This window comes from Pseudoprimorskyibacter insulae (assembly GCF_900302505.1).
GTDB lineage: Bacteria > Pseudomonadota > Alphaproteobacteria > Rhodobacterales > Rhodobacteraceae > Pseudoprimorskyibacter > Pseudoprimorskyibacter insulae.
Map to the genome: position 1 here is coordinate 84,429 of NZ_OMOJ01000009.1, position 16,695 is coordinate 101,123.

General features: G+C 59.8%; 11 protein-coding genes and 1 pseudogene. 2 read left to right on the top strand and 10 right to left on the bottom strand.

Features of this window, described 5'->3' with window-relative positions; translation table 11 throughout:
* Nucleotides 1-28: 28 nt before the first annotated feature.
* From PRI8871_RS16160 to PRI8871_RS16200, 9 genes are all read right to left on the bottom strand, one after another.
* The gene (locus PRI8871_RS16160) at nt 29-1,900 is read right to left on the bottom strand and encodes a UvrD-helicase domain-containing protein (protein ID WP_245897896.1); all 1,872 of its coding nucleotides are present in this window, start codon (nt 1,898-1,900) and stop codon (nt 29-31) included.
* The gene (locus PRI8871_RS16165; protein ID WP_108887243.1) at nt 1,900-3,888 is read right to left on the bottom strand and encodes an ATP-dependent nuclease; all 1,989 of its coding nucleotides are present in this window, start codon (nt 3,886-3,888) and stop codon (nt 1,900-1,902) included. The genes PRI8871_RS16160 and PRI8871_RS16165 overlap by 1 nt, the downstream gene beginning before the upstream one ends.
* Before the next feature lie 65 nt (nt 3,889-3,953).
* Nucleotides 3,954-5,429 (bottom strand): argonaute/piwi family protein, encoded by a 1,476-nt coding sequence (locus PRI8871_RS16170; protein WP_108887244.1) that lies wholly within the window; start codon nt 5,427-5,429, stop codon nt 3,954-3,956.
* The gene (locus PRI8871_RS16175) at nt 5,426-6,832 is read right to left on the bottom strand and encodes a DUF4365 domain-containing protein (protein ID WP_245897898.1); all 1,407 of its coding nucleotides are present in this window, start codon (nt 6,830-6,832) and stop codon (nt 5,426-5,428) included. Before PRI8871_RS16175 ends, PRI8871_RS16170 begins: the two co-directional genes overlap by 4 nt.
* Nucleotides 6,833-6,952: 120 nt before the next feature.
* Entirely contained in the window at nt 6,953-8,932 is a 1,980-nt protein-coding gene (locus PRI8871_RS16180; protein ID WP_108887245.1) for a type IV secretory system conjugative DNA transfer family protein, read from the bottom strand.
* An 8-nt stretch (nt 8,933-8,940) separates the two neighbouring features.
* Complete coding sequence (locus tag PRI8871_RS16185; protein WP_108887246.1) at nt 8,941-11,274, bottom strand: relaxase/mobilization nuclease domain-containing protein; 2,334 nt, start codon at nt 11,272-11,274, stop codon at nt 8,941-8,943.
* Nucleotides 11,261-11,842: a transposase gene (locus tag PRI8871_RS16190; protein ID WP_108887247.1), complete on the bottom strand. Its 582-nt coding sequence runs from the start codon at nt 11,840-11,842 to the stop codon at nt 11,261-11,263. Before PRI8871_RS16190 ends, PRI8871_RS16185 begins: the two co-directional genes overlap by 14 nt.
* A gap of 565 nt (nt 11,843-12,407) precedes the next feature.
* A complete protein-coding gene (locus PRI8871_RS16195) occupies nt 12,408-12,614 on the bottom strand; it encodes a hypothetical protein (RefSeq protein WP_007120662.1) in 207 nt (68 codons plus the stop codon).
* A gap of 537 nt (nt 12,615-13,151) precedes the next feature.
* On the bottom strand, nt 13,152-14,081 hold the full coding sequence (locus tag PRI8871_RS16200) for a DUF2493 domain-containing protein (protein ID WP_108887248.1): 930 nt from the start codon (nt 14,079-14,081) through the stop codon (nt 13,152-13,154).
* Between the two features lie 687 nt (nt 14,082-14,768).
* On the opposite strand from PRI8871_RS16200, the gene PRI8871_RS16205 reads away from it, so the two are divergent.
* Together PRI8871_RS16205 and PRI8871_RS16210 are read left to right on the top strand one after the other, a co-directional pair.
* Complete coding sequence (locus tag PRI8871_RS16205) at nt 14,769-15,851, top strand: AAA family ATPase (protein ID WP_081536350.1); 1,083 nt, start codon at nt 14,769-14,771, stop codon at nt 15,849-15,851.
* Between the two features lie 31 nt (nt 15,852-15,882).
* The gene (locus PRI8871_RS16210) at nt 15,883-16,593 is read left to right on the top strand and encodes a hypothetical protein (RefSeq protein ID WP_108887249.1); all 711 of its coding nucleotides are present in this window, start codon (nt 15,883-15,885) and stop codon (nt 16,591-16,593) included.
* Here PRI8871_RS16210 and PRI8871_RS16215 read toward each other — a convergent pair.
* A pseudogene (locus PRI8871_RS16215) lies at nt 16,581-16,695 on the bottom strand (IS5/IS1182 family transposase); the annotation flags it as partial. The gene PRI8871_RS16210 and the pseudogene PRI8871_RS16215 overlap by 13 nt on opposite strands.

Consider the following 16,695-nt stretch of genomic DNA (forward strand, 5'->3'; position numbering starts at 1 on the left):
CACTAAGCCGTGGTTGAAACTAAACTTGCTATTCATCTCCAACCGCAAGGTGCAGGAGCCCGTCGACCCGCTCCAGACCGGCCGGCAGCAACATGTTTTCAAGCCATCCGATCGCTTGTCCGCGCTCACTGCAATAAGCGAAGAAGGCCCTTTGCATGGCACGCGTGAAGGCGACAAAGAAGGAATTCAGCTCTTCATCCCGTCCGGGTGAAAGGCTCCACCAAGTCTGTGCATCGAGACCGAAGAAGATCATTGTGTGAAACTCAAGACCCTTGCTTTTGTGGATCGTCATAAGTGGCACCTGGCCTATGCCTTCGAAGCGATCGAGAGCGTCTGACCAAGCGTCCACAGCTTCGGCGCATTCGCAAAACAGCGTGATGAACCCTGTCCGTACCCGTTCGAAGTCCGCGTCCCGTCTATAGGCGGGAAAAGCCTGGCGCAGCCGATCGGCACCGACAAATTCAAGGGCGATCTGAAACACATTTGCCGCGCTCTCGCCATTCTGTTCGTTATCGCGCATAGCCGCACGCAAAGTGGAGGAGAATTCTTCAATACTTCGCTGCAGCCGCTCCTGGGCTCGTTCATCGCCAGTATCGATGGCGAATAGCGCTTGCAGCTGTTCTTGAGTGGCGTTCCAGGCACCCGGGCTACGTTCACCAGTACCGAGCCTCAAGAGCGGTATAAAGATACCTGTCAGTTCTTCGGCAAGTAGTTCCTGAATCGCAATTCCACCAACACTACGCGCCAAGTTTCTGATCTTCAGGCCTTGCGCTGCAAATACGTCCGTCAGTTCGGCTTCAACATCGTCGGCGCGCATACGCACGAGAATGGCGCAATCATGCGGCTCCAGAATTCCGTGCTCAATTTCTCTATCGATCCAAGCCGCGATTTGCTGTGCTTCCTGCTCGCGTGTATCGAAACGCCAAAGCGCAGCGACCTGACCGTCGACGGCGCGCTGCCCCCTGGCTTCAACGTCTTCTACGTTTGGATCGATGCGCTCCGCAATCACCTGTTGAATGGCGACCAGATCCGCATGAGACCGCCAGTTAAAGCGTAGCGCTCCGTTCACTGCATTGAAGTCAGAAGCAAATTCCTGAAAGGCGTTGTCCATCGCCCCGGCCCAGCCCATAATGCGTTGCTTGTCGTCGCCGACGGCTGTGAAAACGGCATCACTGCCATGAAAAGCACTCTTCACCAGATCATATTGTGCATATGTCGTATCTTGGAATTCATCGAGGAAAACGAAGGGATAGGTGAGCTGCAGGGCACGCCGTATCGCGGGGTTCTCGCGCAGCAAATAATCGACAAGTCTGTTAATCATGGCAAACGAGAGCAACGTACCGGTTGGACGCTCCAATTGCTCCTGCCAATAAGTATGAAGTAGCTCGCGCCAAGCCGGTGGTATTCCCTCCGCATCGAACGGAAGCGGCGCGCGTGCGATCGCCTTTTCGAATTTTTGCCAGCCGATGTCACGCCAACCGCTCCGGGTGAGGAAGTCCTCCAAATCATCGCGCCGCGGAAACCCAATTTCATAGTTGCGGGGCGGCCCAAAGGGTTGAGGGATCGCGGCCCGAAAGCGGTCTAACATATTTTTGGTGAACGCATCGAAGGTAAGCGAGTGAAAACGGCGCGCCTGATCGGGCGGACAACGCTTGCCTACGCGCGCCTTGAGCGTCTGTGCAGCATCCCTTTTAAAGCTGATGGCCAGGATGCATTTGGGCGGCAGACAGATGCCAGTTTGCAGGAGGTATGCTGCTTTTTGCGCTAGGAATTCTGTCTTGCCCGCGCCTGCGCCGGCGGTAACGCATACGCTTCGGTCCGTTTCGCGCAGCGCTTGCCACGCGCCCGGCTCGAGATCGTCGACGCCCTGAGGCCTCCAATCATCGGGAAGCACCAACATCAATCTGCGCCGTTCTCGAGACCGAGCTTCATTTTGACATGTTGAACCAGCGCGCACAGTTCAGGCGGAGCGTTTGCGGCAAGATCTGCCTTCGGAATGCGATTAATCGCGGCCAGATGCGTTTCAGGCTTGCTTCGGCTCAAGAACAGGTATGGATACCAGATAAAGCAATCATCCCACTCAGGATCGTAGAGACCAGCGTTCCCGCCCTTTTTGAGAGTGGCGGCTTTCTTGCGCTCCAAGGCCTCTTCACTGTCGTCAGGACCGTGCGCGCCCGGATCGAGCTCCTTATAGGCGTCTGGAAATGCCGCGAGCATCGCGAAGTCCAGATCGAGTGGATCGGAGAAAAAAACACCTTCGTCTTTCAGCGCCTGCATCCAGTTGTTTTCGGCAAATCCATCAGTCATCTCTTCGTCGGACAGGGCAGGAAGGTTGGCGAGCTCGACTACTTCCATCATCACATCCAAGTTGTTGCTGAGATCGTTTCCAATTTCGGCGAGCGATCCGACGGTCGTTCTTATCGTGTTCGCACCGCCATGTGAGCGCCCCAGGTCGAGATCAATCAGCGTTGCATGCGGTATCTTCAGCGCGTCAAGAAGCCGCCAAAAGTGATCGACATGGCGACCGCCGAGCGGCACAACAGGCACGAAAGAAGGATCAAGAGGGACGCCCATCGCCTCCGCGAGCAGAGGCAACACAATTCGTTCGGAGTCCCCCTCGCCGAGGATGACGAACCGCGCGAAGTAGAGCTCCGGATACGCCCGCACGGCGAGCCGGACATACTTACCCGCCTCGGTCGCATCGTCAGGTAGCGTCAAAGATTTCACCGATGAGGCCCTGCTGGTCGTATCGAGCCGGAAGTAGCGCACCTCGTCCGGCTTGATACGGCTCAAAATGCTAGCGCTGTGGCTAGAGATCAGTACTTGCGCCGAGCTGAGCGCTCCGATGTCGCGCGCTTGGTTCATAATGCGAGAGAGGAAGAACGGCGACAGGCTGTTTTCCGGTTCTTCGATGGCCAGAATCGTAAGATGAGCACGCCGCAGCTTTTCCTGATCGAACGGGCTATCGGCAGCGGCCAGTCGCAGAGCATCTTTTTCGGTTTCAAGCGTCGCCGCAGTTAGAGCTATATGAAACAGAGAGCGTTGACCGTCGCTTAGGTCGACAAGCGCCCGCTCGCGACCGGCCTCATCGGGATGGAATGCAAATTCGACGCGCCTGACCAGTTCCTCGAGCCGACTTTCCACAAGTCTGAGCACTGGCGTCGTATCTGTGTCGGCTTCGTGGACCTGCCGCCAGCGCTTCGTAAGCCGCTCGACGATGAATTCTGCGGGTGCTTCGCGCTCAAAACGTTTCTGGATGAGCTTGGCTCCGCGCTCGGTCGTCTTGGACAGGCGATCCGACCATTTCGCAGCCCGCCACAAACGCCCCTTAAGCAAATCAGTGACACGATCCGCCGGATTACGGGTCGCCGGCACATAAACAAGTTGGATGGTGCCACGATCAACGGCGGCGACCCTTTGGCACTCATCCCAATCGTAGTCATCACCGAGCGTACCAATCCAGCGAACGTCCTCTTCCACCGTACCATCGGGCGTTCCGTCATCCGTCCAGACTGCCTGCAGGCGCATGCGCGCTTTAAGCGGTTCTCCAGGGCCGGTTGCTGCCATATGGTTGAAAAAATCCGGCACGGCGTCGGCCGCCGCCGCCTCGTCAAGACCGTCTAATTCTGGGAAGGACAGGATACACTCGATCGACAACGTCGCTCCAGGATCGAGCTCGGTTTGGTCAGGCCTAAGATGAAAATCGCGTGTCTGGATCTGTCTTTCTGCACTTGAGACACCAAAAAGCCGTGCTAACGCCTGAAGCGCCGCCGTTTTTCCGGCTCCGTTTCCGCCAATCAATGCCGTAACCCCGTTCTCAAACCTGAGAGTTTCAGCCTCTGCGCCGAAGCATCGGAAGTTCCGTATAAAAAGTGTGTCAATCTTCATCCGAATTCCCTAGCGCTCTATTTTTTCAAATCGGTTTCTGCAAATTCCCGAAGGCCCAAGAGGCTCTAAATGTACTTCCGATAGTCACTGCTGACCTTTTGCCCCGAGGGAACGTATTTCAATACGTCACCAACCTTACGGGCTGCTCGGATCGGAATCGGCAAGCGTTGGTTCATCTGGGTCGAGTTCCAGTTCACCTTCGTGAGGCTGAAAACTTCCTTCGCAATCTGTTCGATTGTGCTCTCGCTTTGCGGGTGTGGACAGAGCAACAGGGGGTTCGGGACATAGAGGCCAGGATAGGTCCCATAGTAGGGAATGCTGCCGTTGGTATAGAGCAGCCCATTGCCGTTCAGTTCAACGAAGGTGCCGCGGAGGACAGGGAAGTCGCCGTCGCGCAGCACCTTGACTGAATAGCTCTCATGAATCCAAACGAGATCGCGCAGTTCCACACCTGCCTCGTCGAGCGCCTTGCCAACACCCTCGGCCTCGTCCTCGCGAAAGCGCGACGTCTTCATGACGATCACGCGTGCCGGCATCGTTCTATGGACCGATTTGTAGGCGGCCAAGGCGCTCTCGGTAAGCTTGTGAGCCTCATCGATAGTGAGGAACGGGTGGCGACCCCGCGACTCTGACTGTGCAGGACCGCCTCTAAGAATGAACCCTCTGCCCCGCTCGTCGAACATTTGCGCAGCACTGGTCCATATCTCGTCGGTTTCGGCATCCTTGAAAAAGCTGATGCCAATGTAACAGGCGGTGAACTCGCCTTCTTCCGGCAATCTGCGCCAGGGCACCTTGCCGCTGCCCTTATAGTAGAGCGTCGTCATAAGGTTCCATGCGAGGTCAGCTCGGTCTTGGGTTTGGCGGTCAGAGTTCTCCTTGATTTTGCGAGGGATCTTGGCATCGGGGTTGATGACATCCTCCCAAACAATCTGAATTGAGAATCTGAGGTCCATCGCTCTGGCCTTGAGCAAGCCACGGAAGTTCGGAGAGGTTTCTCTGCCAGCTTTCGCGTCGGCCGCTTCGTCCTCTATAACTCCGTCATCGCGCGCCCGCTCGTTTCTCCAGACCCGTTCGATCAACTTGACAGGGAGAGAAACCATGACCACGTCCGGCCGTTCATGATGCGCCTCCAGCTTTTCCAGTTGCGCCATAACTGCGTCGACGGCCATCTCCACAGCACGCGCATCGCTCGGTTCCTTAGCAATCTTCTCGATCTGACCTTTGGTCAGTACTCCATCTTCGGCAGCCACCATTTCAAACCGGCACCGATAGGGGTTCTGGTTTCTCAACCCGGGGAAATCCGGGTGCAGGTTCGGGTGCTTTTCGGTCTTACCCTCGAACCCATCTTCGATCGCATTCAGAAACTCGCCTGATTTTTCGACGGTCAGAGCGCTGCCAACAACGCCGACTTTGATCGTGTCCCCCAGGTTCGTTTGCAACGGGCCCGCCTGTAGCAACCCCAATCGTGGATCAGGATGATGGTGTTGGTCACCAAATTCCAGTTCAGGCTCCGGGAAGATCTTTGTCTTGAAGTCGCTCATAGGTCGAAGCTGCCTTGTTCATTCGAGCCGGACGGCTTCCTCGACTTTTGCGCCTTCGCGCCCCACACGTCCTCGGGCACACTCTTCGGCAGTTCGATGGAAGGCGGGTCACCAAACTTGATGATACGATCCGTCTTGGTGTCGGGTGCCAGCAGTTCGCCGGCATCTTCAAATTCCAGACCTGACAGCAATCGATGCCACATGATCACCTGGCCTCGAACGGTGCTGTTTGTGTCGAGGCGCTTCTTCCCGGACAACAAGGCATCCGGATAGTTGAGCGCGCGCGCTCCATCCGAAGTGAAGTAGTAGGATGGGTTGATGATCAGGTACCATTGGTCCGCCAAGCGCTCGAACCGGGGATGGAATGAATGGTGCCGCACATAGTCGATGGGCCCCTCCCCCTTCGACTTCTGATAGACGCTGACAACGTCGGCCTGTGTCTTCTGCTTCGCACCAAGATAGCGAAACTTGCGCGCGACGCCTCCAGGTGTCGGCAAGAAGTAGAACTGCTTTTTCTTTCGGTCCCATCCAAGCAAATCCCGAAAGTCATGCGCCAGAGTATGTCGCAACAGGCCCGCAAATTTGTGCTGCTGATCTACGGCGTCGTGTTGTGCCAGAAAGTCGGTTTCGATCCGTTCGACCTGATCCCGCTCAACTAGGTCGCGAACGGGTGTGGTTAGCGGGTCGCAGAATGTCCAAAGCGAGGTTTCATCGATCATCCAATCGTACCGTTGGCCTTCCCGGACCTTATTCATCCGGGCGAGCGCCTTCTGGGTGGAGAGCTGTGTCTGTGCGACGAAGATTTCCTCAGGAAGCTGCAATGGCACCATGTTGATGATCGCGTCCTCCCCTCCCCCAAGTGGCGGGACGTAGTAACCGTGTCCTTGCTTGGCGACGGTCAGGGCAGCGAGGCGATTCTTCGCACGTCCGTCCAAGACGTCGCGCTCCTTGTCGAACTGCAATGTGCGTTCGGCCTCGCCAACGAGGTTTTCGAGCGACTTCCAGAAGAATGTGTCATCTAATTGCCTGTAGAGAACTAGGATGACGGGTAGGTTGGAGCCACGCCAATAGTCGAAATCTGAAGCGCGGACACGATAGGTGAAACCGGCGTTCGTCTCGCCGACATAGCTGCCACGCTCAGTAGCCTTGACCTGAACGGCAATCATCTTCGCAGTCGGATGATCATCGTCCATCACCTCAGCGATGCCGTCTATCCCTGCTTCCAACCGCGAACGCCCATCGAATTGGAACCCAATTCGCAAGAATTGAAGATTAGCCGCCTTCTCCCCGATTTCGCCAATTCGCTGGCTGGTTGTAACTTTCTTATTCACATCTCGATTCCCGAAAACAGGCTTTTCCAGATGTAACACTTTATCTGGAGTAACATAAGGGAGGAGCAACAAGATATGGAGGTTACCCTTGCAAAGGGTCAAACCTGATAGAGAGCGAAATCTCAGACTTCTAGAACGCGGCTGGTGACCACCTCTTACTGCATCAACTTCTGGATGCGACAACCCATCAAGTTAGAGCCCCTGTGTTAGGGCTGTCTCCAACTCGCCCAAATCATGTACGGCCGTTCGTACCTGCTCGACATCCGCATCTTTCACCGAACCAAGAGCAGCCACTTCCCCCCCAAAATCCATTTCAATCTGTCGCTGTTCCTCGGCGATAACGGCTTGAACGACCGGCGAAGTTTTCTTTGGAGCGACATCAGTTTTCCCTGACGATTGGCCATCAGCAGCCTGGCGTTCGGCCTCAACGTCGGCCTCGGATCCGCCAGACCCGTCCAGTGGCGGTGTCATCGGCATGGCGCGCATGCTCAACGGCAGCGTGCCTTGCGGCCCCCCTCCCCCCGGCTCTGGAAATGGCAACTCGCCTGTCTGCGCCGCATGGATGGCCTTAAACAGCCGGTCGTCAAAATACTGGATCCGCTTCGCCCGGACAGGCATCTGGGCATCGATCACCATGACGATCTCGTCGAGCGGCAAGCGGCGCGCCTCATCTTCGGGCAGCAGAGAGCTCTCTTCAGTCCGTGTAGATTGGCTGCGCCCTTCGAAGGGGTTCTTGCCGATGGACTGGGAGCGCGTGATGACGGTTTTCGTGGTCTTGCCGACAGCCTTGCTGAGCTCTTCGACGGTTTTTTCATCCGAGGGCGTGAGATAGAGTTTCACGCCCGCGTTGCCCTGCAGCGCACGGCGGGTGTTCTCGCCATAGATTTCATCGAGGGCGGGGATCGTCTGGGTAACCACGGCCAAGTGGCCGCGGTAGGTGCGCAGGGTCTCGATGCTTTCGACCACGATGGGCATCTTGCCCAAACGGTTGAACTCGTCGAGCATGATCATCACGGGCCAGGGCTCATCCGGCCCGGGATCCTTTTCCTGCATGGCCGAGAGCAGGTCGGAGAAGAAGAGCCGGATCAGCGGCGCCAGCGGCTTCACCATCAGCGGCTGGACCACGAGATAGACCGAAAAGGGCTTTTTGCGGATCGTCCGGAAATCAAAATCCGACACCGCCGTCGCCTCGTCGATCGCCGGGTTCTGCCATTGATCGAGCCCCGATGTCATCAGAAGCGAAACGTAAGAGGTCAGCGTGTCGTTGTTGGTGGAGGCCAGCCGCGTGAAGATCAGCTTCGCGGCCCTGTTGTCGACCTCATGGCCCCGCGCAAAATACTCCTTCTGCTTGTTCCCGCCCGAGGCGGCGATGCGGTAGATCTCGCCCAAGGTCGGGCGCTTGCGCTGGAATGCCAAAAGCCCCGCCGCCACAAAGAGATCGATCCCGCCCTTGAGGAGGCCCTGCACCCGGTCGTTGTCGCTTTGCAGGAAGAGCGTCGCCAGGAGCTGCAATTCCATCTGCTGGCGCGCAGGGTCCTTCAGTTGATAGATGCGCAGGAGCGGATTGTAGCGATGCGTGCGCTTGCCCTCCCAATCGGTGGGGGCAAAACGATAGACCTTGTCGCCCTGGGCTGCGCGGTGACGGGCCGTGGCCTCGAAACACTCGCCCTTCACATCGAGAGTCACGGCGGAGCCTTGCCAGGTCAGCAGGTTCGGAATGACAAAGCCCGTGGTCTTGCCACGGCCCGTGGGCGCCACGATCAGCGCGTGCGGGAATACTTTCGAGCAGATGTATTTTGCGCGGGAGCCGGGCGTCCCAAGTTTGCCCAGGATGAATCCGGTCCCGGGTGCGCCAAAAAACCCGTTGGCCTTCATCTCGCGCGCAGACTGCCAATGGGTCTGGCCAAAGCGTGTGAGGGCCGATCCCGAGAGGGCGAGGCTCAGCATCAGGCCGGCAGCGGCGAAGCTGCCGATGATCAGATGGATAAGTTGCGCGTCCTCCGGTCGACGATCGCGGATCGCCATGTAGTTCTGCGCGATATAGGCAAAGTCGATCTCGGCGCCGAAGCCGAGATCCTGGTAGCTCAGCACTGCGGAGGCGATGGTATAGCCCATGGCCCCGGTCACCAGCGTTACCAGAAAGACCCCTGTGGCGATCCGCGCTTTTCCCATGGAGGCGCTCAATGGACCTGGCCCCGTTCGGTCTCGCCATCCACGTCTGTCGCGCGGTGTTTTTCATATTCGGCGTCGGCCAGATCATCGACCACCTGGCGCAGGGCCTCGGTATTGGCCGTCGCTACATCCGATTGCAGATAGACCTTGGCGACATAGAGCCGGTCGAGGCGGTCCTCGAGTACCTTGTCCAGCGCATCGGCATCGCCGGATGTGAGCCGCTCAAGTTGAGGGTTATCAAGCACCCGCGCGATCTCGGTTCGGAAAGCATCCCGCTCCGCCTCCGTCTCGAAGGGCGCGGACAACTCTCCCGCCCGCTCATGGTCCAGAACACGCGCAATCTCCTCTGCGAGACGGTCGGACCGGTCAGTCTGCGGTGCTGTTTCATCTTGGGTTGCTAGACGTTCGTCTCGCGTGCCAACCCCAAGCCCCTCGCGCAACTCGGTTTCGCGGCGAACCTGATTGATGGCCTCCGTGTCCCGGATCTCCACGACGGCCGCATAGGTCGCGCCGAGCCCACGGGCGAGGTGGGACGGCATGTCCGGATAGCGCTCCGAGACGTCATCCGCGACCGCATCTGCAACGGGCGTACGGAGGTCGCGTCCCTTCATGATCCGGTCGACCTCGCGAGTGATCTCGCTGGCGCGGGCGGCATCGGTAATGGTCTCCCTGTAAGGCTCAGACCGGTCAATCACATCGCCAGGGCGTGCGAGCAGATCTGGGTGTGCCTCGAGATATGCGCGCTGCTCTGTTTCGATCCGGCGCTCCGCCTTGGAGGCCACCTCCCAGTCCCGGTCCTCGATCTGCTGCGTTGTCAGACCCTCGGCGCGCATCTCCTGACGGATTGTCCCTTCCATCGCCCGAACCGCGTCCTCGTGATAATGGAACCGCTCGCTGACCGCTTCCGCTTCCATAACACCATCCCGGCGCAGCACGTTCTCCCGTTCCAGCAGCGTCCCAAGTTCGACATGCACATCGTTGAGAATGTCGCGCGCCTGTTCCAGGTCGGCGCGGCGTTCGAGGTTCAGATCGCACGCCTCGGCCACCTTCGAGAGATCATCCGCGATCCATTGATGTTCGAGCGCTGCATTTGAGGCGCCCGTCTCGATCCGGGCCACCACTTCCGATGTGCTGATCCCCGTGCCGCGCAGGGCCGCGTCAATGCGCGACCGCAAGTCCGGCTCAGCCAGACTGTCTAGCCGGCTGGCGTCGATATTGGCCTCGGAATAGATCCCGCCTTCCGACGGAGCCTCAGACAACGTGCTCGAACGCAAACCGAGCGGCTGCATGTGCTGGACCTGCGTCTGGATCTCGATGAGGCGTTTTTCCAGTAGGGGGCGTTCCGCGTCCGCCTTCTCGGCGATCATGCCCTGTACCCGCGCGAGCTTCTCCGCATAGAGGCTTCTTAGATCCTCGAAACTTTGATCCTCGGCCATGTACACATCTCCTGTTCGGTCCACCTGCCCGCCACGCGCCAGCACCTCGCCCGCGCGGAAGAGGGCTGCGGCGATGTCTTCCCGGGCTTCCCGGGAGGCCTCTGCGGCAAGCGAGTGGTAGACAGTTCTGGTATTGGCGATCTCCGCCAGCGTCCGCGTCAGGTCCTGCCCTACGCGTTCTCGCTCGCGGGGTGCGCGCCCCTCTTCCTTCGCCGCATAGACCTCGCGGGTCCGGGCTGGATAATGCACAACCCCGCGATCCACCCGCCGTGTGGCTTCCAGGCGCACACCGTACTTCTCGGCCTCCTCGACCATGGCGAGGCGGAAGTCGTCATAGTTGAAGCGATGGTTGCGCCCCAAGAAGAAGAACTCGCCTTCCTGCGAGCGGCGGTTCAGCACCAGATGCGCATGGGGATGATCGCGGTCCTCATGCACCGCGATGATATAATCGAAATGTCCCGCGTCGGTCTGGAAGAACCGCTCGGCCACATCCGTCGCGATGTCGCGCACATCCTCGCCCCGCGTGCCGATGGGGAAGGACATGAGCATATGGGTGGTCTGACCAAGCTTGGGTTTGAAGCCCGCATGCCAACGCTTGGCAAAGCGCTCGGTCAGGTCCTTGATATCACCCGCCTCGAGCTTCGTCTTGCCATCCAGAAACCCGCTGCTGTCCACGATATGGGTGGACTTGGTTGTGAGGTAATCGAGCTGGTTTGTGAGCTGTGATTTGGTATGCGTACCGCCGCCCCGGATTGCCTTGAAAACCGCTGGCCGATGCCCCGCTGCCGCGCGCACAAGCTGGGTCTGCTTGGCCACGTGCAGCCCCTGCATCGAGCCCCGGACGCGGCTCCAGCCATCCCGGAAGACCTCGCCCGTGACGGCATGGACGGCATCATTCAGCCGCATGGGCAAACTCCCTCAGCGCGGCCGTGGCCTGCAGTTGCATCCCATCGCGACGGCGGCGCAGGAGCAGATCGATCTCGTCAGCGGAATCCAGAATGAACCGCGCCAACCCGCGCATCTGGGCAAGGCGCAATTCCGTGAACTCCGGGCCAGCGCCCTGCCCCTGCCGGTTGGCCTGCGCCATCTGCTTGGCGATCTGCGCGACGCCATTGCCAACCTCGTGCAGAGAGGCGCGGTAGCGCGCCATCTCTACTGCCATCTGCACGTCCGGAACGAACACCCCGCCTGCCGCCTGGATGAGCCGCCGCAGCCCCTCGGCCCGGCTCTCGATCCCGGCTGTCGCCAGCACCGCATCCAAGGCTGCAAGCTCCGCAGCCGTGACCTTCACGCTGACCGCGGAAACCGGGATCGCGGCATCCGCCTGGCGCTCGGCATCAGCTTTGAGGACATAGCGCACGGCCCGCGATGTGACCTCGAAGCGCTCGGCCAGCTCAGACGTCGACACACCTTCCGCGGCCTCGCGGACGATCTGCATCTTCTCGGTCTCTGTCAGGCGTTTTGTTCGGGACATGCGGAAGAAAGACCCCCTATTTCCTGCCACCTTCCACCAAGGCTGCCCCTACCATACGATAATATATCGATCTGTCAATTATATACTTACGTTGCATTCAGGCTCAGGCAGCCTTGGTGTCCGCTTCACGCCGCGGCCCGCAGGGACGCGGCTCTGCTGCCCTCACCACCGGGCGACCCACCTGTCCATTGGGTCCCCTTCCCCAACACCGCCCGAGGGTCTGACCGAACACGCATGTGTTCGGACGGAACCGCGGGCGGGCGCAAACCCCACCGACAGGGCGGACAGGCAGGGTCAAGGAGGGCCAGATTTGGCTCCGCCAAATCTCTGCCGCAAAAACCGGGAGGCCCTGGCCGATAGGTTTTTGTGGATGGCCCCCTTGAGGCTGACTGGCCGGTCTGTCGCGGCCTGATCATCCCGGGAGGAGTGCGCCCCTTGAACGCGCAGCGACCGGCACCAATCGGAAGTCGCTATCGGCGATCACCTACGCCGGTGACGGCATCCCTGGAACAGGGATCAGGCCGCCCCAAGATCGTCCTGGGGCGGCCCATCCTCTTCAGAGGATTTAATCCTGGGGATCTTTCGCGCTCGGCGGGAACATCACCAGCTCCGAGACCGCGACTGGGAAGTCGAGCTTGAGGCTGAAGAACTCCGAGCCGTCCCCGTTGCGGGTGTTGCGGAACATCGCGCCCACGCGCTGAAAACGGGTGCGCTCCTGGCCATCGGTGTCGGTGAACTTGACGGGGACGGTGGCGACGTAGTGGTTGGTCATTTGGGTTACTCCTTGTTGCGATGGGGATCTGCCAGCACGGGGGCAAGAGGCCCGGTCGCAAGCGCAAATGCGGAGGGTCCGCGGCTCCGCCGTGGAAGCCGTATTTGTGCTTGCCGAAGCGTGAGCTGAGGGCACGATTGGGCCGACCCCGTGCGATCCACATCTATGAGCAAAAAGGAGTGATCCGGATGACCCCTGCCATCACGCCGCAGCCACCTTCCGCGTCCTAGTTCCGCCGATCCTGGCCGGGGTGCTGATGGAGCCCGCCCGCGTGGCTGCGATGTTCCGAAACACCCCCCCGAGGATTGTGCAGGTCTTCAGCCTCATGTGCGACGTTTCGACCCCTCGGTCTTGCGCTGCTGACGATGTGCGAGGTGCGCACCATCCCCAGCCCGTACCGATGCGGATGGGCCGAACTCTGACGGGCTGGGTAGAAGGATGACGGTGCTGGACGCCGTGAGCTGCCGATCAAGTGTGACCGATCGCACGCGCCATGAGACATGACGAAAGGGCCGCGCCAAGCGCGACCCCCTCTCTTCAATCTTGCGCAGTCTTCTTCGCCGGGTCAGCAACCCGCATGACCGTCAGGCCTTTCGCTTCCGCTTTCTGCCCGAGGTTCAGCGCGACCCCGTTGCCGCCGAAGAGCACAACCCCCGTCGCCGCGAACTTGTCGTCCAGCATTTCGTCGTTGCATTTGAACGGTGCCGCCCGTCCGTGAGCGGACCAGCGCGGATCGAAGCGCGCCTGCGCGATACCCCGTGCCCGGGCCCACCGCGCCGCAATCATCTCCGCCCCGTGCTTGCCACCCTTGTGGCAGAGGAATATCTCCTGATTGCGGTTCTGCTTGATCCGCTCGCGAACCTTGTCGAGCGTATTGAAGATCACATCGACATCGGTCCAGTCGGTGGCGCCTGAGACGATCAGGGGCACCCCCTCGACTTTGGATTTCTCGGCAGTCTCGCGGTCGTGCTGCTCCAGGAGCTGCCGCGCCTCGAAGACCGCCCCGGTCTCTTGCGCCCGGGTGCTTGCGCGCGATCCGGCTGCCGGGATGAAGGCGTGGCCCGTCTCGACCTCGTAGCATTCCGCTGCGGCCTCGCTCATCACCTCGATTGCGCCGACGATATCGCGCAGCTGCAGAAAGCGCGACTGCGCCTCTTCGAGCGCGGTCTCGGCGATCTCGGATCCATCGTGGGATTTTGCGAGCGCGCCGATCTTGTCAGCGGTGCGGTCGACCTCCTTGCCGAGCGCCACCTTGCGGCGCTGCAGGATCGTGGCGAGCCCGTGCGCCAGCGGTTCGATTTCCGCTTCGAGCCCGGTCCCGCGCAGCTGCCCGAGCAGAGCCTCGAAGCTCTCGCGGATGATGCGGTCGGTCAGAACGTGATCCTCCGGGATCGGCAGCTGTGCGTCCTTCTCGGTCAGCCCGAAAAGCTCGATGGTCTCGTAGGTGTTTGCGGTGTCGTAAGCCATGTTCTTATCTCCAGTGTTCGGTTCCAAGGCCTCCACGTGAGTGTGGGGGCATGGCCGAATGCCTGGTTTCCGAATCTGCCCGGGTCAGGGACGGCGCAGCCGCCGGCTTGCCGGGCGCAAAAGTTTTCCGAGCGCAGCACCCGACACAGGCCCGCGCTCACGCACGGGATCGCCCCAAGCCATATGTACCGCCCTCGCCGAAAAGTTTTGCGATCCTTGACGCGGGCTGATTTGGGGGCCATCCGGAGGATATGCTTCCGCACTCATGTGTGTGTGTTTTGACGGTAGGTTTGCCCGACCCGAGCAGGCAAACGGCCCGACCGGACGCGGGAGACGGATGGAGTGGCGGGATCGTTTTGCTCTCAAGCAAAACAGACCAGAGCGCAATCCGGCGGAGCGGCCGGGGAGGGACGTGCTCGCGAGGCGGGCAAACCGGGGGCCTAGGTGCAACGCCGCGGTGAGGCCGCATGGCCGAATGCGCGACGGACCGAAGGGCCGTTCTCCCCTGCGACACGCGAAGCCGAGCGGGGGAGGCCGCAAGGCAAGCATCCAAGTCGATGCTCGAGAGCACAAAACCGACACACTCTGCTTCCAAACAGCGCAAATTGTCTGGTCTGCTGAGGGGTTCGAATGTAGAAAAGACCTTAGTATCATTGAAAATGATCATTCAGAAAGAGCAACTCGACCTTGGCTTCCGCCCAACAACTCATCGGTCTCGTCAAGAGCCACGCAGAAGGGGACGCTGATCGTTTTTACGATCTGGCGATGCAACTCTCTGCGGCTGAAGAGCAGAAGGGACATACCCGTCTGGCTGAACAGTTGCGACAATGGGCCGAAGCGGGACAGAAGCCGCCTTCGAAGCGAACCCCTGCGATCACTCCTATCGCAACACCCCGCGGTGATCTGGCGGAGTTCCTTGCCGCGTCCTATCCGACCGAGCGCCTCGTCGATGTCATCTTGCCAGACAGGATTGAGAGCGAACTCGCGCATCTCGTTGTAGAGACACGAATGCGCGAAAAGCTCGAGGCGAAAGGGTTGAAGCCACGGCGGCGCGTTCTCCTCTCCGGTCCTCCCGGAACCGGCAAGACCCTGAGTGCTTCAGCGCTTGCCGGTGAGCTGCAGTACCCTCTCTTTTCGGTCATGCTCCACGGACTGATCACAAAATTCATGGGTGAAACAGCGCAGAAGCTGAAGATGATATTCGATGCCGTCAAGACGACGCGCGGTATCTATCTCTTCGACGAAATCGACGCTTTGGCCGCGGCCCGGGGCGGTGAGAACGATGTCGGTGAGGCCCGGCGGGTTCTGAACTCGTTCCTGCAATTCCTGGATGAGGATACCGGGCCTTCGATCGTCATTGCCACTACAAACCTGCCGGGAATTCTTGACCGCGCTGTGCTGCGCCGCTTTGATCTTGTTTTGCCATATGTCATGCCCGATGGCCCTGCCATTCGGCAGGCGCTCGAACGCCGTTTGATCGGCTTCTCACTCGCTCGCATGGGATGGAAACGGGTTATAGACGTTGCCACAGGCCTCTCAACGGCCGATGTTGTGGCAGCGGCGGAAGATGCCGCTCGACGTGCTGTTCTGAATGATACCGACAAGATTGCGACACAGGATTTGCTTGATGCCCTCGAACGCCGACGGTCGCTCCAAGAACTAGGGACCGATGACAATGGCACGAGACCTTCGGCACTTCCACCTTCGCAATCTCGGACAACCTCGCCCGTTCCAAGCAAAGGGCGGGGGCGGGTCCAAAAGACCAAGTGATGTCCCCAATCGCGCGGCGCACGCCCAAGCATTGCTTCAGGCCATCGACGCGCTGCCAGATATTCCAGCAGCCGAACTTCCCGGCGTCTATCTGGAAGTACGCTCGCGTATCGACGAGCGCCTGAAGAAAGGCAGCCTCGACGCTAGTGGCCTGACTCTCCTTCGCGTCGCCGAGACCCCTGATCCCGGTGGCACCGAAGAGCGCGCGACGGTGTTTGCGACAGCCAAGGGTATTGAAAAGCTGCGCAAGAAGGTCGAGCAGTTTCGGACGGAAGACACACCCGACCGGGAAAAGGATGGTGAATTCATCCCAGGCCGTCCGAAGAACGCGGATCTAGTGCAGAGCGTCGCTGCCATCACGGAAGCGGGATTGCGTGCCCTCTGGCGCAGCCCTTCAGGCAAATTTCCAGCAGCGGATGTTGCGACCGTCTGGGAGGTTTGGCTCGAGCCTCAAATGACCGAAGGTTTCGTCGCGGCCGCACCAAACTATGGCGTTACCGTGGGAGCAGATCGGCTGGAGTTTCCCGAAGATATCGTTGTGATCGTAGAGGCCGATCGCAATCAGCTCGCCCAAGCCGTCCGCCGACTAGGCGGCGTGCGCGCCCTTGCTGCTCCCACCATCACAGCGGATTTCTTCGACGGCTTGCCGGTGGCAGAACAGGCGCAGTGGGTCGACGAACTCGCGGGTCGTACGACCTACACTGACAATCCCGATCCTAGGGTCAGGACTCATAGCCAATAGATGACCAGCGCGGCGAGTGCGATTGCGGAGAGGAAGACCTTGGGGCATCTGTCGTATCGTGTGGCCACACGTCGCCAATCCTTCAGCCTGCCAAACATGATC